16 protein-coding genes and 1 pseudogene are annotated in these 18,313 nt (G+C 38.4%); 1 reads left to right on the top strand and 16 read right to left on the bottom strand.

The genetic code is table 11. The features are described 5' to 3' along the window. Nucleotides 1–255: 255 nt before the first annotated feature. The 7 genes from ACZ5XR_RS14915 to ACZ5XR_RS14945 all read right to left on the bottom strand — a co-directional run bounded on the left by ACZ5XR_RS14915 (nt 256) and on the right by ACZ5XR_RS14945 (nt 6,534). Nucleotides 256–2,187 carry a fructose-1,6-bisphosphatase gene (locus tag ACZ5XR_RS14915; protein ID WP_464497069.1) on the bottom strand — a complete coding sequence of 644 codons (1,932 nt, stop codon included), beginning with the start codon at nt 2,185–2,187 and terminating at the stop codon, nt 256–258. 451 nt (nt 2,188–2,638) lie between these two features. Next, nucleotides 2,639–3,007: an alpha/beta hydrolase family protein gene (locus ACZ5XR_RS14920; protein ID WP_464497070.1), complete on the bottom strand. Its 369-nt coding sequence runs from the start codon at nt 3,005–3,007 to the stop codon at nt 2,639–2,641. A 22-nt stretch (nt 3,008–3,029) separates the two neighbouring features. Beyond that, nucleotides 3,030–3,905, bottom strand: coding sequence for an MATE family efflux transporter (locus tag ACZ5XR_RS14925; protein WP_464497071.1), 876 nt, complete (start codon nt 3,903–3,905; stop codon nt 3,030–3,032). A 20-nt stretch (nt 3,906–3,925) separates the two neighbouring features. After that, nucleotides 3,926–4,879 (bottom strand): cation diffusion facilitator family transporter, encoded by a 954-nt coding sequence (locus tag ACZ5XR_RS14930; protein ID WP_464497072.1) that lies wholly within the window; start codon nt 4,877–4,879, stop codon nt 3,926–3,928. 26 nt (nt 4,880–4,905) lie between these two features. Next, nucleotides 4,906–5,223 (bottom strand): ArsR/SmtB family transcription factor, encoded by a 318-nt coding sequence (locus ACZ5XR_RS14935; protein ID WP_464497073.1) that lies wholly within the window; start codon nt 5,221–5,223, stop codon nt 4,906–4,908. Nucleotides 5,224–5,376: 153 nt separating this feature from the next. Further along, nucleotides 5,377–6,084 carry a DsbA family protein gene (locus ACZ5XR_RS14940; RefSeq protein WP_464497074.1) on the bottom strand — a complete coding sequence of 236 codons (708 nt, stop codon included), beginning with the start codon at nt 6,082–6,084 and terminating at the stop codon, nt 5,377–5,379. A 24-nt stretch (nt 6,085–6,108) separates the two neighbouring features. Continuing rightward, nucleotides 6,109–6,534 carry a DoxX family protein gene (locus ACZ5XR_RS14945; protein ID WP_464497075.1) on the bottom strand — a complete coding sequence of 142 codons (426 nt, stop codon included), beginning with the start codon at nt 6,532–6,534 and terminating at the stop codon, nt 6,109–6,111. A gap of 209 nt (nt 6,535–6,743) precedes the next feature. Here ACZ5XR_RS14945 and lspA point away from each other — a divergent pair, with 209 nt between their 5' ends. Next, nucleotides 6,744–7,208, top strand: coding sequence for a signal peptidase II (gene lspA / locus ACZ5XR_RS14950; RefSeq protein WP_464502332.1), 465 nt, complete (start codon nt 6,744–6,746; stop codon nt 7,206–7,208). Nucleotides 7,209–7,262: 54 nt separating this feature from the next. Here lspA and ACZ5XR_RS14955 read toward each other — a convergent pair whose 3' ends face one another. The 9 genes and pseudogenes from ACZ5XR_RS14955 to ACZ5XR_RS14995 all read right to left on the bottom strand — a co-directional run bounded on the left by ACZ5XR_RS14955 (nt 7,263) and on the right by ACZ5XR_RS14995 (nt 18,286). Continuing rightward, nucleotides 7,263–8,114: a M56 family metallopeptidase gene (locus ACZ5XR_RS14955; RefSeq protein WP_464497076.1), complete on the bottom strand. Its 852-nt coding sequence runs from the start codon at nt 8,112–8,114 to the stop codon at nt 7,263–7,265. Beyond that, complete coding sequence (locus ACZ5XR_RS14960; protein WP_464497077.1) at nt 8,111–8,530, bottom strand: BlaI/MecI/CopY family transcriptional regulator; 420 nt, start codon at nt 8,528–8,530, stop codon at nt 8,111–8,113. Before ACZ5XR_RS14960 ends, ACZ5XR_RS14955 begins: the two co-directional genes overlap by 4 nt. 217 nt (nt 8,531–8,747) lie before the next feature. Continuing rightward, nucleotides 8,748–8,874 (bottom strand): annotated as a pseudogene (locus ACZ5XR_RS14965) (cold-shock protein); the annotation flags it as partial. 16 nt (nt 8,875–8,890) lie between these two features. Beyond that, a complete protein-coding gene (locus ACZ5XR_RS14970; protein WP_464497078.1) occupies nt 8,891–10,762 on the bottom strand; it encodes an ABC transporter ATP-binding protein in 1,872 nt (623 codons plus the stop codon). Then, nucleotides 10,759–12,486, bottom strand: a complete 1,728-nt coding sequence (locus ACZ5XR_RS14975) for an ABC transporter ATP-binding protein (RefSeq protein WP_464497079.1) — start codon at nt 12,484–12,486, stop codon at nt 10,759–10,761. Before ACZ5XR_RS14975 ends, ACZ5XR_RS14970 begins: the two co-directional genes overlap by 4 nt. Nucleotides 12,487–12,503: 17 nt before the next feature. After that, nucleotides 12,504–12,956 carry a MarR family winged helix-turn-helix transcriptional regulator gene (locus ACZ5XR_RS14980; RefSeq protein ID WP_464497080.1) on the bottom strand — a complete coding sequence of 151 codons (453 nt, stop codon included), beginning with the start codon at nt 12,954–12,956 and terminating at the stop codon, nt 12,504–12,506. A 203-nt stretch (nt 12,957–13,159) separates the two neighbouring features. Next, nucleotides 13,160–15,598 carry a DNA topoisomerase IV subunit A gene (parC, locus tag ACZ5XR_RS14985; protein WP_464497081.1) on the bottom strand — a complete coding sequence of 813 codons (2,439 nt, stop codon included), beginning with the start codon at nt 15,596–15,598 and terminating at the stop codon, nt 13,160–13,162. Continuing rightward, entirely contained in the window at nt 15,595–17,574 is a 1,980-nt protein-coding gene (gene parE, locus ACZ5XR_RS14990; RefSeq protein ID WP_464497082.1) for a DNA topoisomerase IV subunit B, read from the bottom strand. The genes parC and parE overlap by 4 nt, the downstream gene beginning before the upstream one ends. Before the next feature lie 298 nt (nt 17,575–17,872). Further along, a complete protein-coding gene (locus tag ACZ5XR_RS14995) occupies nt 17,873–18,286 on the bottom strand; it encodes a CoA-binding protein (RefSeq protein ID WP_464497084.1) in 414 nt (137 codons plus the stop codon). Nucleotides 18,287–18,313 lie beyond the last annotated feature (27 nt).

Below are 18,313 nucleotides of genomic sequence, written 5' to 3' on the forward strand. Positions count from 1 at the left end.
GCTTCATGGTTTGAAATTTCAATCTCAATTGCCCTTGAAGTAAAATAAAAAACCTCTTCCATAATAATCATTACGAAGGAGGTTGAACTGTTTTATGTATCAGTCTAAAACGGTTTTCTTTAACAGCCTAACACCGTCTTTCGTCAGAATGATCGAAATCCTTAATAAGTACAAACATTATTAGGTTCTAATTAAATAAGGTAATTTGGCGGGACTGTCTGGGAATCGAACCCAGCTACTATGTCCTAATTGGTATCAATTCATATAGCGATATTCTCTCAGACTATTCAAAATAGAGATTTCCTGTAATAATTTCTCTCCAACATTCGTTTCTCTAACCTTTTTTCTCTTTAACTCTTCATCCACCACTCTTTTAATTGATAAAACGTCTGTCCCTTTAAGTAAAACATCTTCTTTTGAATTAAAATGCTTATGTGCGACCAGTTGCATACCAAAGGAATTATATAGTAACGTATATCCTGCTATACCTGTTGTTGATTGGTAAGCTTTGGAGAAACCTCCATCGATTACGATCATCTTACCATTTGCTTTAATTGGATTTTCTCCCTCTATTTCTTTAACTGGTGTATGCCCATTGATAATGTGTCCGTTATCAGGATTTAGATCAAATTCTGTTAGGATTTTCCTGCAAATTTCTTCATTCTCCCGTAGATAGTAGTATGGGTTCTTTCTCTCCTTATGGGATGCCTTGTCCTTAATAAAGTACCTCTCAAAAGTGGTCATTTCTCTTTTTCCAAAGAGTGATGAATATTCTCCTGTCCATAAATACCAGACCATATCAGTAGCAAGATCATCTGTCACATCAGGGTGTGCAAAAGCATGCAGTAAATACCGTTCAAAAACATCAAGTAATTCACGACCTGAATAGGTATTATTTTCAATAACCATTTTTTCCATATTCCCTTCTTCATCTAAAGGAATACAACCATGTATTAATAGGTTCCCATTATATTTTAAATAAAGACTCCCTTTCTTCATAAGGAAATTCATATGTCTGGCCAGTTTTTCTGAATGCTGGACTGAAAATAATAATCTTTCCATTACCTGCTTTTCTTCTTTTAATAATTGTTCAGGCTGCTCAGGATTTACCGTTGCAAAGCAGGGATTTTCTAGTGGATAGGTTTTCCCACAAATCGTTATTTCGTTTTCGTCATAATCGATTTTCTCCAGCAAAAGCCTCTCTGACATATTAAAATACGGGCGTCTCTTTATAATAGGAATTTCGAGTTTGAACTGAATAATCGCAATGGCTTGATGAATTTTTGTTATTTGTAATGTTTCATGATCAGATAGTTTCTTATCTGAATGTACCTTAGGTCTGAATGCTGGATTGTCTTCATAGTATTTCTCCGCAAGATTCAGCAAAGGTCTAAGATTGATTCCATAAACATCTTCAATGATATCCAGATTGTCATATCTTGCGCAGATACGAATGATATTAGCGAGACAAACCATTGAACCAGCAAAAGCACCTATCCATAGTACATCATGGTTTCCCCACTGAATATCAACGGAATGATAATTGATCAGAGTATCGATGATTTTATCAGGTTCCGGTCCACGATCATAAATATCCCCCACTACATGAAGATGATCAACAACCAATCTTTGAGTGGTATAGGCAAGCCCTGTAATAAGTTTATCAGCCTGACCTAAGGAGATGATTTGCTCGACAATTTCTTTATAATATTGCTCCTTATTTGCAGATTGATTCGTTTTATATAGCAACTCCTCTATAATAAACACAAATTGACTAGGTAATGCTTTTCGTAATTTCGAACGAGTATATTTCGAGGATGCATGAGAAATAAGCCTAATCATCCGCTCGATGATTACGATATACCATTGGTTTAATTCTTGTTCATTGCTAAAATGACTTTTCATTAATTTTAATTTTTCTTCAGGATAATAAACTAATGTCGAAAAATCATTTATTTCTTTTTCAAATAAAACATCTTGAAACAAGTCTCTGATTCTCTTTTTTACATTCCCTGAACCATTTCTTAACACATGTTGAAAAGCTTGATACTCCCCATGTAAATCACTGACAAAATGTTCTGTTCCCTTTGGTAGATTAAGAATCGCTTCCAGATTAATAATTTCAGTTATCACTTTTTCTTCACAATCATATTTTTGGAAAAGTAAATCTAAATATGTTGAGTTCAAATTTATGTATCCCCTTTCAAAATTCACCATTTATTTACTACCTTGTAGATTGAGTATAATTTTATATTATCTAAAAACTTAATTAAAAGTTATTTTACTATTTAGAATCCCTCTGTCAACTAGTTAAACTATCTGTGACACACACTCCACGTGCGCAGAGTGTATGTGGCAACACATGAGATGTTAGTGAGCTTAATTAATGTATAAAATATTGTATATAATCTCCTTATTTATAATTGATGCATTTTGCACTAAAGCACCTGTTTACTTTAAGTTAAACATTTCACAAACTTATTGATTGTTAAAAAGAATAGGGCGGAGCCAGTTGGGTTTCCGCCATGCTTTCCTCTCCATTTTCTAAAAATAATTACCTACTGCAGTTTGTTATAAGTTAGATGCAGAACACTTTAAGATTCCAACGGAAAATGGATTTAAAATGACGGTTTTAAAATCAACCAAAAGTTTTTGCAAGCCAAGCATGAGCCATATCAAACCATGCTGAAACCTCTTTATTAATAAATTCTGAAGAGCCCGCTGTTAAATCTGTTGCGAGTGAAAGTCCATGCGATCCTTTTGCGAACAAATGAAATTTAACATTTCTACCATGTTCAAGCATAGCTTGAACATATTTCATTGAACTTGAAGCTGGGACAAGTTCATCGGTCGCAGTTGTCCATACAAATGAAGAATACTTAACTAGACTATTGAAAAAATATACAGGTGTTAGGATATTTGAATCAGTTCTGGGTTTCTTTTTGCTGCCCTCTCTAATCTTTCCTGGTTTCGGCTTAACCTTTTTTGGCATAACTTTTGTTTGCATAAAATTAACCTCCAATAAATAATTATTTGGAGGTTAAAAGAAACGTTCTCGCGTGGGAATTGAACCCACCTATCCTGGCACGCAGGTCACTATCAGTTTTGAAGACTGTGGATATAAATTTATATGAAATTAACTTTCTTATGACTGGCCAAATCCCCATTAGCCTTTCTAAAGAAGCAGGTAGAGCAAACTTTATCATGCTCCCAGCTAAACTCCATACGAGTGTGAAATCACTTGATTTTAAAGCGATCGACGGGATTCGTTGTGATTTTATTACTAATCTAATAAAACCATATATTCTTGCTAAAATCATGGCTATGGCCGCCCCAGTTAATCCTAATCCAGAAAATGAGCCAATCCCAAAAATTAAAATGTAATCTAGGATTACATGGACAACATTCATTTCCATTCCAACCTTTAAAGGTGTCCTGGTATCCCCTATTGCACGGAAAGAGGCCGATTGAGCTGTAAATAAGGCGATGAATGGTGTTAGACCTAGAATAACTTTAAAATAGATGGCAGCTGTCTCTTTTAATTTTTCATTTGCACCAGTCCAATCTAACAAAGTTTGAGCAAAAACTACAGAAATTACGGAGAAAAGCAATCCAATAAGAACTGAAATAAAAAGGCCATGAAAAATAACGGACTTGCTTCTCTCCTGATCCTTTCCACCAAAAGCCCTTGATAAAAATACGGATAGTGAGGCAGAAACGGTAGTAAAAACCCCAATATACGTCATACTGTAGATATTGGTTACACCTACTGAATTAATGGCCAAAAGACCTAACTTTGCTATGAAAAAGGAGTCAATAACTCCGAGTATACTTTGAAGATATGATTCCCCAATAGCTGGTAGAGCAATATCAAAAACCTTTTTGGCTTTGCTTGGAAATTGCACGGTAAATCTCCTTGTCCATGTTAATGGTTGTGTACATGCTCGGTTGTTGAACAAACTACTGATTCATCATGAGGATGTTCCTCGTTTTCCATTTGGATTGTAGCGTGACCAATTCCTATATGCTGTAATTTATGTTCAACTTCCCTTAAGATGACTTGGCTATCTTGGAACGTGATTTGGTTATTTAACACAACGTGGCATGATAAGGCATTTTTACCGCTGGTAATGCTCCAAACATGTAGATCGTGAACATTTAAGACCCCTTTAACGGAACGTATTTTTTCAATAACTTCTTCCAAAGAGACTCCATTTGGTGTTCCTTCCATTAAAATGCCAACCGTTTGCTTTACAATTTTCCATGCACCAAAAGCAATTAAGAAAGCGATGAGTACACTAAGGATAGGGTCAACAATATCCCAACCAGTAAATAAAATGATGATTCCGCCGACAATAACTCCAGCAGAAGCTATAGCGTCCCCAATCATATGAAGTACAGCACTTTTAACGTTAATATTGTCTTCCTTACTTAATCCAAGACCTAAATAGAGGTTCATGATTAAGCCAACAGAGGCACTAATGAACATCCATGTACTTCCTACTGGTTGTGGATTTTTAAGACGGTCGATTGCTTCGTAAAGAATTACCACAGCAATAACGATTAACGTCATCGCATTAATAAACGCAGCCAATATTCCTGAACGATGATACCCGAAAGTGTATTTCTCGGATGCTGGTTTTTGGGATTGATGCATGGCAAACCAAGATAATCCTATGGCTGCGATGTCTGTAAGAACGTGCCCTGCATCTGAAAGTAGTGCTAAACTGTGCGAAATAAATCCGCCAATTAATTCAACTACAAGAATGATTAAAGTTAGAAAAAAAGCTAATTTCATTTTTCCAATGGGAGCATGAGAATGAAAAACATCCCCATGGTCGTGATCATGACCATGACTGTGATTATGATTATGTGACATGTTAAACTCTCCTTTTAACAAAAACCTTAATCGTGACAAGCATGATCAATTGCTTGTTGTAAAAGGTTAATGATATGCTGGTCGTCATTTGAATAAAAAACTGTTGTTCCTTCCCTTCTAAACTTTACAAGGCGAAGATTCTTTAAAAAGCTTAGTTGATGGGAAACGGTTGATTGATGAAGTTCCAAAACCTCAGCAATTTCATTTACTGAGCATTCCTTTTGAGAAAGTAAATTTAAAATTTTAATTCTTGTGTTATCTGATAATGCTTTAAAGGTTTGAGATACAATAAATAGTGTTTCTTCGTTTAAAGATTTAATTTTTCCCTCTTCTTCCTGCTTCATTTAATTCCCTTCCTTAAGAAAAATACTATTAACGAATATGTTAATTTTAATATATGACCATATGCGCATATTGTCAATAAATGGCCATTAAAAAACCCCCTAAACACATTTGTTTGATAAGGGGGTGGTAAATAAAATTACATTTAGTAAAACTTATTGTTTCTTTTGAGCTTCTTTATTCACCATATCAATAAGGTCCTGATAAGTACTTCCCTTAAATGGTTTACCATTTACAAAGAATGTCGGTGTCCCTGTGATTCCTAATTGATTAACGTAAGAAGTGTCCTTATCTAAAGCACTTTGATATTTTTTTGTTTTAAATGCTTGGGCCACTTTCTTACTATCTGTTTGGCTAACTACTTTGTTTAATGTCTTTTCCAGAAAACTTGCCGAATAAAAATCTTTTTTTTCATATTTAGAATCTGCTGGTTGTTCAGAATACAATTGGTCATGAAACTTCCAAAATACGTTATTACCTAATTCATGATATACCGTCTCTGCAAAAAGAGCAGACCTTGTTGAATCAGTATTAATAAATGGGTCATTCATGAAATAATAGATGACCTTTCCAGTCTTGATAAGATCCTTATTAATAGCTGGAAATACAGTATCATTAAAATTTTTGCAGATTGGGCATTTGTAATCACCAAACTCTACCATTTTTACGGGGGCATTTTTTTGGCCCAAGTATGGCTGATTTTGAAAATCGAACGTAGCATCAGAAGTGCTTGAAGCATTTGTTTTTTGGAAATTGCTAAACATGATAATCGATATGAAACAAATAATCGTTAGTCCGAAAACTCCGAAAAAGAACAGCCGGGCAGATGAATTGCCCGTTTTGGATTTTTTCTTTTTAGCCATCTATTCACCTCATTCAACTTTACTTTAATTATGTAATGCCTTTACAGTTCCCTTGGTCTTTGATAATAGCGAATCGATTGAGATCAAACGGCTTCCATTCAAAACAAGGTAAAGGGCGATCATCATTAATGACAGTTCTAGTTCATAACCAGGCATCTTCCCGTTCCCTGTAAGACCAGCTGGTAATTTTACAAATAAAATAGCTCCAGCCATTATGAATACATTAAAGGCTGCAATGATTCTGGTACCCAGTCCTAAAATAATCGAGATCCCCCCCACTAATTCAATGGTTGCAACTACATAAGCCATGAAACTAGGAATCCCCATACTATGGAACCAAACTCCAATATTATCAATACCCCCTTGGAATTTCGATAAACCATGAACAAAGAATGTAATACCTAACACTACCCTCAATAATAATGAACCAATTTCTTGGCTGTTTCTCATATTCATTCTCCTTTCATCACCAAAACACTACTAACTGTAGTGTAAAAATTAATAAAAAAAATCTAGATATGGGATTTCTAGTATTTTTTATTAATTTAATATAGAGCATTAGATTTTGACTTGGACTAATTATTCAATTACACTACACATTGTAGTGACTAGTTTTTTATCCGTCAAGTAAAACACTAAAACTCGGGAAGGAAGTCCTAATCTTGTATTATTTTTTTATAACTATAGTAATTTTTATTGATCAACTATCAAAATATTGGATTCGTACTCATTTAAAAGTAGGAAGTTCTATTGAAATCTGGAAAGGTGTTTTAAATCTTAGCCACATTGAAAATAGTGGAGCAGCATTTAGTTCCTTTCAGGGGTATGGACGCTTCTTTGTTCCTGTTGCACTATTAATTGTTATAATAATGCTTAAATATCGCAGCGAGGTTAAAAATAGGAGACTTTTAGTGGATTTAGGTACTGGTTTTTTAATTGGAGGCGGAATCGGAAATGCTTTAGATCGCATATTATATAATCAGGTTACGGATTTCATATCCTTTCATTCCAATCATGGGGTCCTAAACTTCGCAGATTATTTCATTCAATATGGGATGATTATTTTATTAATTGACTTGATATTTAACCATTTATTAAACAGAAAAGCTTATAAGAAATCTTAGCGGGTTGTCTTTTATTCGACATCCCGCCTTTCTATATTCACCTTCATCTATTCGTTACACAATCATCATTAAAATGATCAACAGAATCATGACATTAACTGAAATAATAATCGATTTTGTTTTTAATTGAAATGGTAAAGTATAATATGGTTCAATCAGATGCTTAAGCCTGTAATCAATTGTTCCATCAGCAAAAGGAACCATTAGTGAATGAGTTTTAGTTTCTAAGTGAGTCTTTACTAACTTTAATAAGGCACTGCCTAAGCCCAGTTCAGTGCCCATAAGCTTAATTGCATACTCATCCGCAACTAATTCAATCATAATTTTATAGTTTTTATACGCCCATTTGGTAAGCGGGATATACCACATGACTTCAGAGATTGTCTTTAAAAGAAAGATTTTTAAGGTATGATGAAATTTTTGGTGGGCGGATTCATGCTGTATGACAGCCTCTAGCTCCACTCTGTCTAACATCTCTATTAAAGTGGTAGATAGAAGGATGCATGGATTTCGGAGCCCAAAAGTAAGAGCTACCAGTTCATTACTATTAATGACGACAATTTCCTTTCTGTTCTTCTTGTATCTTTGATTTAGTTCATTGGTTTTTTCCCAATTGGTTAAGCGTACAATTTTTTTCTTCAATCTGATGTTGTTTGATACTTGCTGTACGATTTTTTTACCCAAAACGAAGATTGTGAAGACCACATAGGTATTTACAGCTAATAAAACACCGTAATATTCAACTGTACCCTGTTGAAAGATCCTAATACAAAACTGAAAGATATTATCATAAAATGATGGACCCAAAAAAACATTTGCCAGATATAACCCCATCTGTACACATATAATCACACCACAACAAAGACCAATACCAAAGACAAAGAACGATTTATCTCTCCACATCATTGCTTACTGCCCTTTTTTAATTGTTTAAGTTTTTGCTCAAGTTTATTAAGTAAATTTTGATCCACCTCTTCCAATGAATCAAGCATGTGATTGACGACCATCCCTCCAAACTCATCTAAAAGGTTTTCAGTAAGTTTCTTTGATTGTTCATCAATAAATTCCAATTTTGTCTTAATTGGCTTGTACAGTGATGTTCTTCCTTCTATTCTCTTTTCAAGGATATTTTTTTCTACCAATCGATTCATTACAGTCATAACCGTATTAAAATTAATTGTTCTTTCTTTTTCGATGAACTGTTGAACCTCTTTGATACTTTTTTCCTTCCCATTCCACAAAATTTCCATAATTTTTGCTTCTAACGGACCAAAAAAGCGGTCCAAACCAACTTTATCGTAACGGAAGTTATTTACACTCATATTTTTCGCCTCCATTACATATTGTAGTGCAAAATGTAATGACTTAAAATAGGTGTATAACAAATTTATTATATTTTTAAACACATTTTGGTATAAGACTTTTATAAGTTTTTTATGCTAAGTACCCTGCTCATTTTTGATTAGGGTTTAATTGTTTTTCTTATAAAAAAATAACAGACTCTAAAAAAGAGTCTGTCCATGTTTGGCAATATAATTTTGCCATACGTACGTTAACTGCTTGTGCCTCCACGTTGACCTTGCTCAACATCAAAAGTCACGTCTTGATCTTCTTCTAATGTTTTGTCCCCTTCGCCATGGAAAGCTTAGAAATGAACGAATACGTTTTTTATCAAACAACATTTATCCTGCAGTCTTCATTCCCGAAAACTGACTGTTATACAAGTCTGCATAAAATCCGCCTTTTTCAAGCAATTCCAGATGATTTCCTTTTTCTATTACGCTGCCATTATTCATAACCAAGATAATGTCCGCATCCCGAATCGTGGATAAACGGTGGGCAATGATAAAGCTTGTGCGTCCCTGCATCAAATGGTTCATAGCTTGCTGAATATGGACCTCGGTCCTTGTATCAACACTGCTCGTTGCCTCATCAAGAATCAGAATGGCCGGATCCGCCAATATCGCACGAGCAATCGTTAATAATTGCTTTTGTCCCTGAGAAATATTGGAGGCTTCTTCATTTAGAATCGTATTATAGCCTTCCGGCAGCGTCCGGATAAAATGGTCCGCAAAGGCAGCCTCGGACGCAGCAATGATTTCTGCTTCCGTTGCCCCTTCTCTCCCATAGGCAATATTATCACGTATGGTACTGTTAAAAAGCCACGTATCCTGAAGCACCATACCGAACATACCTCGCAATTGGTCTCGTTTTAAATCACGAATATCAATTCCATCGATTAAAATACGGCCGGCGTTAATTTCATAAAAACGCATTAATAAATTAATTAACGTGGTTTTCCCAGCGCCGGTAGGTCCGACAATAGCAACGGTCTGACCCGGTTTTACATCGATGTTCAGATCTTCCATTAACAGTTCATTTTCCTTATAGCCAAACGAAACATGATCAAAGCATACTTCACCTTTTGGCGCCTTAAGCTCTTTTGGATGAATCGCTTCCGGTACTTCCTCTAATTCATCTAAAATCTCAAATACCCGTTCGGCACTGGCGATTGTAGACTGAATAACGTTTGCGATCATCGCAGTTTGCGTGATCGGCTGGGAAAATTGTCTTGAATATTGAATAAAGGCTTGGATATCGCCAATTTCTATGGCCTTCTTCGTGACCAATATACCTCCAGCAACGGATACGAGGACATAGCCAATATTACTCACAAAAGACATTAATGGCATAATCATCCCGGAAACGAATTGAGCTTTCCAGCCTGATTGATAAAGCGTTTCATTGATTTCATCAAATTTCTCAAGTGATTCTTTCTCACGGCCAAACACTTTCACGACCTTATGTCCTGTATACATTTCTTCCACATGCCCATTCAGTCTGCCCAATGCAGCTTGTTGTCCTTTAAAAAACTTTTGTGATTTTTTTGCAATGCCGGCAGTAGCCGCAAAGCTTACTGGCAGTGTCACGACCACAATCAAGGTCATTAATGGGCTGATTGACAGCATCATAACAATGATTCCAATAATGGTAACCACCGATGTAATCAGCTGTGTTAAACTTTGCTGCAGGGTTGAGGATATGTTATCGACGTCATTGACGGCCCGGCTAAGGATTTCACCATGTGTCCTGGAATCAAAATACTTCAGCGGTAACCGATTAAGCTTTTCTTCTACTTCTTTGCGAAGATTATAAACGGTTTTTTGTGCGACCCCCGCCATGATATATTGCTGGAGATAAGCAAAAACAGCACTCAAAATATATAATCCGATTAAAAGCAGAATGATGTTACCGATGTAATGAAAATCAATTTTTGCCCCCGGCACCCCGCGCAGCTTCAATATTATTCCTTCAAAAAGCTTTGTTGTGGCTTTCCCCATGATTTTCGGGCTGACAATCGAAAAGATTGTACTGATGATCGCCGTTATCAAAACCGCTAAAAGGTTGAATTTATGAGGTTTTAAATAACTGATCAATCTTTTTAAGGTCCCTTTAAAATCCTTCGCTTTTTGGACAGGCATCATACCTCCGCGAAAACCGAATCCCCCGCCGACTGGTCCACTTGGCCTTTGGTTGCTGGTCTCTTTGCTCATGCAATTTCCTCCTCAGAAAGCTGTGACATGACAATTTCGCGGTAAACCGCACTAGTTTCTAAAAGCTCCCGATGCTTTCCGATTCCAGCAATTTCTCCGTTGTCTAAGACGATAATCTGATCGGCATCCATAATCGTACTTACCCGCTGGGCAACGATTAGGACAGTCGATTCAACGGTTTCATTCTTTAATGCTGCCCGTAGCTTTGCATCTGTTTTAAAATCCAAAGCGGAAAAGCTGTCATCAAATATATAAATCTCTGGTTTTCTTACAAGGGCTCTCGCGATCGATAACCGCTGCTTTTGACCACCTGAAACGTTCGTTCCCCCCTGGGCAATAACCGCATTGTATCCATCCGGCATGTTGGTAATAAACTCCGAAGCCTGAGCAATTTCGGCTGCATGCGAGACTTCTTCATCTGTTGCATTTTCTTTTCCAAAACGGATATTTTCAGAAATGGTTCCGGTAAACAGTACAGCCATTTGTGGGACAAAGCCTATTTTTTCTCGTAAATTTTCCTGTGTCATCTCCCGAACATCGACACCGTCTACGAGGATGCTTCCGTCGTTTACATCATAAAAACGCGGGATTAAATTGATCAGTGTTGATTTTCCAGAACCGGTACCGCCAATAATAGCCGTCACTTCTCCCGGCTTTGCCGAAAAAGAAATATTCGAAATCGCAGGCATTTCCGCTCCAGGATAGCTAAATGAAACATGCTGAAATTCAACCAACCCTCGTTTTGCTTCAGTTGTCTTGATATTTGCCGGGTCTTTAATATCTGCTGATATTTCTAAAACTTCGTTAATTCTAACCGCAGATACGGACGCTCTTGGGACCATGACAAACATCATCGATAGCATGATGAAAGAGAACATAATTTGCATGGCGTATTGGATAAAGGCCATCATATCTCCGACTTGCATATGACCATTGCTGATACGGATCCCTCCGAACCAAACGATTGCAACACTTGTGAGGTTTAAGACGACCATCATGATCGGCATCATCCACGCCATGATTTTATTGACTTTAATGGCGGTTTCGGTTAAATCTAGATTCGCCGTATCAAAGCGTTTTTTCTCATGCTCCACCCGGTTAAATGAACGAATTACCCGAATACCCGTTAAATTTTCACGTAAAACCCGGTTCAGCGTATCGAGTTTTACCTGCATGGCTTTAAATAACGGAATTCCCTTTCTGGCAATAATCACGATCGCCAGAACGAGTATCGGCAGTGAAACAGCAAGGACCAGCGTTAATTTTGCATCCTTTGATAACGCCATGATGATTCCGCCGATACACATCATCGGTGCCATTACCATCATCCGCAGCATCATGACCAATACCTGCTGTACCTGGGTGATATCATTTGTCGTACGTGTTATGAGCGATGCTGTTCCGATTTTATCAAACTCCTGCAGCGAAAAATCGCCTACATGGGAAAATAATCTTCTGCGTAGATTTTTTCCAAAGCCTGATGCCGCTTTGGCTGCGAAAAAGCTGGCTGAAACTGAACAAACCATGCCGCTAGCGGCAACAAGCAGCATATATCCGCCAATTTTCCAGATATAATGAGTATCGCCGGTTACAACTCCTTTATCGACAATATCGGACATTAATGTTGGTAAATAAAGCTCTGATAATGACTGCAAAAGAATAAGGCCTAAAACTAAGAATATGAATAGACCAAATGGTTTTAAAAATTTAGTTAATTTGAGCAAACAGGTTCATCTCCATTCTATGGGCGACTTTGGTGATTGAAGTAATCACTGACCTTCATTAATAATTCAGCGAGCTGCTCACTTTCTTCCTCTCCAAGAAAGTCAATGAGCCCGTTAAATCTTTTGTAAAATGCGTTTCTTGCTTGTGTGGTTGCTTCCATTCCTTTTTGGGTAAGTTTAATTTTTACGGCCCGCCGATCCTCTGGATCGAAGGTTCGCTCGACCAATCCCTCCTTTTCAAGAGTATTGATGATTTGGGTGACAGTTGGAGGGGTAACCTGTAATTTCTGACTTATTTCAGATACCTTCATATCATCCTTGTTTTCTTTTAATCCCTGCTCAATAGCCGCAAGAACCTTGAATTCACTTGGATTATGTCCAGCAATCTTTTTCTCATGCCATCCTTTTTTTCTAAATTGCATAAAGGCTTTTAATAATTTTTGAGCTGTGGGGCTTTGTAGATCCGCCATCCTTTACACCTCCTATATTTGTTTCTAATACTAATAGTTAGGTAACTAATCTATTTGTATACCTAAGTATATTCCGTTAGAAGTCCGACGTCAATTTTTTTCAATAGAAAAAAACACAGAACCTCCTGTGCTTTAAGATATAAATATGAAAACGATTCCTTTTAAGAAAAAAAGGCCCCTATTTCTAGGAGACCTGTTAACTATTATACATTTGAAGCGTCTGGAGCATCCACTTTCCAAATCGTTGTGACTTTGCCATTTTCCCCTTCATCTAAGATAAAGGAGCCATTTGAATAACGGTCACTAAAGCGAAGATCCTCCACTTTGCACGTTTCAGTGAAGCCTTTTTCCGTCTGCAGGAAAATAGTGTCTTGCTCATTGGCGTTTACAAAGCCAACCACACGGTGTGGATTTGATTTTAATTCTCGTAAAATCACCACACCGCGTTTCGCCCGGGTGGCTTTATCAAATTCTTTTAGTTTCATCCTTTTGATCGAACCGCGCTGCGTCACTACCACGATGGTTTCAACGCTATCCTGCATCAGAATTTTTCCGCCGACGACATGGTCGCCGTCTTTTAAATTGATTCCTTTGACACCGGCAGCCCGCACACCAACAATGCTAATCTCTTCTTCTGCGAACCAAAGGGCATATCCAAATTGCGTAATGAGGAATACATCCTTTGTGCCGTCCGTTAAATGAACATCAATGACTTGATCATCATCCTTCAGATTAATGCCTACCAATGGCTTCGAGTAACGCTGCGCCTTGTAGGCTTTCAGTTCCGTTTTCTTTACCAGGCCGTTTTTGGTGATAAAGACTAAGAAGGCATTCGCTTCAAAATCCTTAATTGGAATGGCTTGAATGATTTCCTCATCCCGCTCGATCGGGATGATATTCGCCACATGCTGGCCAAGATCCTTCCACCTGATATCCGGCAGCTCGTGAACAGGGCAGAACAAGTAATTCCCTTTGTTGGTGAATAACAATAATACATCTTTTGTGTTCATATCAAATTGTGCAAGTAAGCGGTCTGAATCCTTCATTGCCAAATCCTGACCGTTTGATGCAGCAAAAGAGCGCTGGCTTGTCCGTTTGATATAGCCTTGTTTGGTTACGGTCACAATGACATCTTCACTAGCCACTACGACTTCAAGATTAATTTTTAATTCTTCAATTTCGGCCTCGATTTTGGAGCGGCGCTCATCTGCAAAGCGTTTTTTCACGTCTCTCAGTTCTTTCTTAATAACCGATAAGAGTTTTTTCTCACTCGCTAAAATCGCAGTCCATTCTTCAATCTTGGCCGCTAATTCTTGTGCCTCGATTTGAAGGGCAGTAATGTCTGTATTCGTTAAACGGTAGAGCTGTAAGGAAACAATCGCTTCAGACTGTGCTTCCGTAAACCCATATTTTGCGATTAAATTATCCTTGGCATCGCGTTTATCTTTGGAAGCGCGGATCGTCGCAATGACCTCGTCGAGGATGGATAGTGCTTTCATTAATCCTTCGACAATATGCTGGCGTTCCTTCGCTTTATTGAGCTCAAATTGCGTTCGTCTTGTGACGACTTCCTTTTGATGCCCGATATAAGCATCTAATAAATCACGAAGTCCCATTAATTTTGGCCGCTTATTGTGAATGGCGACCATATTAAAATTATAGGGAACTTGAAGGTCACTATTTTTATATAAAAATGTTAATACGCCTTCTGCATCTGCTTCTTTCTTTAATTCAATGACAATGCGAAGGCCAGTGCGGTCGGTTTCGTCACGAACCTCTGAAATACCTTCCACTTTACGGTCAAGCCTTAGCTCATCGATTTTTTTAACAAGGTTCGCTTTATTGACTTCAAAGGGAATCTCCGTCACAACAATTTGCTGCTTGCCGCCGCGGATCTCTTCAATTTCTGCTTTTCCGCGGATAATGATTTTTCCTTTACCAGTTTCATAGGCTTTTTTAATGCCGTCAAGCCCTTGAATGATCCCGCCGGTAGGGAAATCAGGTCCTTTGACGACGTTCATTAATTCATCAACAGAAGCATCCGGCTGATCCATTCTCATGATGACGCCATCAATGACCTCACCTAGATGGTGCGGGGGAATTTCTGTTGCATAACCCGCAGAAATACCGGTTGAGCCATTGACCAGCAGGTTCGGAAACATCGCCGGTAAAACAGTTGGTTCTTTTGAAGTGTCATCAAAGTTTGGGATAAATTCAACGGTTTGTTTTTCAATATCGCGCAAAAGTTCTGCCGAAATGGCTGACAATCGTGCTTCTGTATAACGCATCGCGGCAGGAGGGTCACCGTCGACACTCCCATTATTTCCATGCATTTCAACCAGGACATTTCTGACCTTCCAATCCTGGCTCATCCGTACCATCGCTTCATAAACAGATGTATCACCGTGTGGATGGTAGTTACCGATTACATTCCCGACGGTTTTCGCAGATTTACGGAATCCTTTATCATGGGTGTTGCCTTCCACATGCATCGCATAAAGAATTCTTCGCTGTACCGGTTTTAAACCATCTCGTGCATCCGGCAGGGCACGTTCTTGAATAATGTACTTACTATAGCGGCCAAAACGGTCACCAAGTACATCCTCTAAAGGTAAGTCACGGAATTTTTCATTAGTGCTCATTCTTCAGAATCCTCCTCCGTGACCATGATATTTTCATTTTCCAGGATTGTGTCCTGCTCATCCAGAGTAAAGGCGACATTGCTTTCAATCCATTTTCGGCGCGGTTCCACTTTGTCGCCCATAAGCGTGGTCACACGTCGCTCGGCCCGGGCCGCGTCATCGATCTTCACGCGGATCAATGTTCTTGTCTCTGGATCCATCGTTGTCTCCCAGAGCTGGTCGGCATTCATTTCACCAAGACCTTTATAGCGCTGAATCATATAGCCCCGGCCGACTTTTTTTATTGCCGTTTGAAGCTCATCCTCATTCCACGCATATTCAATGACCTCTTTTTTCCCCGTCCCTCTACTTACTTTATATAAAGGCGGAAGGGCAATAAACACCTTACCCGCTTCAAGCAGCGGCTTCATATAGCGGTAAAAGAAGGTTAGCAGCAATACTTGGATATGGGCACCATCTGTATCCGCATCCGTCATAATCACAATTTTATCATAGTTAATATCTTCCACATTAAAATCAGCCCCAACCCCGCCGCCAATCGCATGGATGATCGTGTTGATTTCTTCGTTTTTAAAAATATCAGCCAGCTTTGCCTTTTCGGTATTGATGACTTTACCTCTAAGCGGCAGGACCGCTTGGAAGCGGCGGTCACGACCTTGTTTGGCAGAGCCGCCTGCAGAATCACCCTCAACAAGATAAAGTTCATTTTTTTGCGGGTTCCGTGATTGGGCAGGTGTCAGTTTTCCGGAAAGAACGGCCTCTGAGCGCTTTTTCTTTTTCCCGCTTCTTGCGTCTTCACGGGCTTTTCGTGCCGCTTCCCGAGCTTGATAGGCTTTAATTGATTTCTTAATTAGCAATGAGCTGATGTCAGGGTTCTCTTCGAGGAAATACGAAAGGTGCTCAGAGACTACACTGTCTACGGCCGACCTTGCTTCACTTGTACCTAATTTTCCTTTTGTCTGTCCTTCAAATTGCAGCAGCTCTTCAGGAATTCTTACGGATATAATCGCTGATAGTCCTTCACGGATATCCGATCCATCAAGATTTTTATCTTTTTCTTTTAATAGCGAGATTTTTCGCGCATAGTCGTTAAAGACTCTTGTCATCGCCGTTTTCGATCCGGCTTCATGGGTACCGCCGTCTTTTGTCCTCACGTTATTTACGAAAGAAAGGACATTTTCGGAATAGCCATCGTTAAATTGAAAGGCAAATTCTACTTCAATCCCATTTTGAGAACCATCAAAGCTGACAACCGGATGGAGAACATCCTTCTCTTCGTTTAAATATTCAACAAAGGCTTCAATTCCATTTTCATAATGAAAGACTTCATTAAGATCATGACGGTCATCGTAGATTTCAATTTTAAGCCCTTTTAAGAGAAAGGCTGATTCTCGTAACCTTTCACATAAGGTTTCAAAATTATAAGTGGTGGTAGAAAAAATGACAGGATCCGGTTTAAAGTGGATTGTGGTTCCTGTCTGGTTGGTTTTACCGATTTTTTCAAGAGTTGTCACAGGCTTGCCGCCATTTTCAAAACGCTGTTCGTAAACAAACCCATCACGTTTAATCGTAACAATCAGCCATTCCGAGAGCGCATTTACAACTGAGGCGCCGACTCCATGTAAACCACCGCTTGTTTTATAACCACCCTGGCCAAATTTTCCTCCTGCATGTAGGACAGTGAGAATGATTTCAGGTGTTGGCTTCCCCATTTTGTGCATGCCGGTGGGCATCCCGCGTCCTTTATCAACAACGCTGATTGAGTTGTCTTTGTGTATTTTAACAATGATATGGTCACCAAAACCGCCGAGTGCTTCATCGACGGAATTATCCACTATTTCATACACCAGATGGTGAAGACCGCGTGCATCAGTGCTGCCAATGTACATGCCTGGCCGTTTCCTAACAGCTTCAAGGCCTTCGAGCACCTGTATGGCATCATCGTTGTATTCAATTGCTTGCTGATTTCTTGCCACTAAAATACCCCTTTCATCCCTTACAAAAAGAAAACATTCTTTTGATTGATTCTATAATTGGTTATTACATCATTTGTTAAGAGATTCGATAATCCTCTAAAAAATATTTAGAACCTATGTTTGCCGTCTTTTATTTTAACACATGTTCTTGCGGCGTCTATGCTTAATTGTAGCGATTTATTTCGATTTGGCAAATACGTTTATTGAAACATCATCATTTTGTAATATAAAATTCCCTCATTTCTTCGGGATAGGAAAATAAAAAAACTGCCAATATTTAGCAGTTTTTTCTCCTTTTTTATTTTGTCAGGGCATGGTCGACTTTGATACAACGGTCCATAATTACCGTATAACCCTTATTTTTTAGATATTCATAGGCTTCTTCATTATAAAGGCCCTGTTGTGCCCAAAAGATATCTGCATCGATTTCAACAAATTCCCTGGCTACATCAAATAATTCCTCTGAGCGCCGAAAGACGTTCACGATGTCAACATGTCCTTCAATGTCTTTGAGGGAGGCGACTGCCTTGACACCTAAAGCTTCCTCAATGGTTGGATTTACCGGAATAATTTCATAACCTGCCTTTTTCATCGCCTCAGAAACCATGTAAGAGGTCCGGTCCGGTTTATTGCTTAAACCGACAACGGCAATTCTTTTTGCCTTTTTTAAAATAGCCCCTATTTCAGCGAGGCTTGGATTTTCAAATGTCATAAAATCACTCCCTTTTGCTTATATTTA

This window comes from Neobacillus sp. Fa239, assembly GCF_055395235.1.

Bases quoted from the DNA above. Each gene is read 5' to 3' on its own strand.
- ACZ5XR_RS14920 (WP_464497070.1), bottom strand. From the start codon at position 3,007: ATGCAAACAAAAGTTATGCCAAAAAAGGTTAAGCCGAAACCAGGAAAG.
- ACZ5XR_RS14930 (WP_464497072.1), bottom strand. From the start codon at position 4,879: ATGTCACATAATCATAATCACAGTCATGGTCATGATCACGACCATGGG.
- ACZ5XR_RS14935 (WP_464497073.1), bottom strand. From the start codon at position 5,223: ATGAAGCAGGAAGAAGAGGGAAAAATTAAATCTTTAAACGAAGAAACA.
- ACZ5XR_RS14940 (WP_464497074.1), bottom strand. From the start codon at position 6,084: ATGGCTAAAAAGAAAAAATCCAAAACGGGCAATTCATCTGCCCGGCTG.
- ACZ5XR_RS14945 (WP_464497075.1), bottom strand. From the start codon at position 6,534: ATGAGAAACAGCCAAGAAATTGGTTCATTATTATTGAGGGTAGTGTTA.
- ACZ5XR_RS14955 (WP_464497076.1), bottom strand. From the start codon at position 8,114: ATGATGTGGAGAGATAAATCGTTCTTTGTCTTTGGTATTGGTCTTTGT.
- ACZ5XR_RS14960 (WP_464497077.1), bottom strand. From the start codon at position 8,530: ATGAGTGTAAATAACTTCCGTTACGATAAAGTTGGTTTGGACCGCTTT.
- ACZ5XR_RS14970 (WP_464497078.1), bottom strand. From the start codon at position 10,762: ATGAGCAAAGAGACCAGCAACCAAAGGCCAAGTGGACCAGTCGGCGGG.
- ACZ5XR_RS14980 (WP_464497080.1), bottom strand. From the start codon at position 12,956: ATGGCGGATCTACAAAGCCCCACAGCTCAAAAATTATTAAAAGCCTTT.
- parC (WP_464497081.1), bottom strand. From the start codon at position 15,598: ATGAGCACTAATGAAAAATTCCGTGACTTACCTTTAGAGGATGTACTT.
- ACZ5XR_RS14995 (WP_464497084.1), bottom strand. From the start codon at position 18,286: ATGACATTTGAAAATCCAAGCCTCGCTGAAATAGGGGCTATTTTAAAA.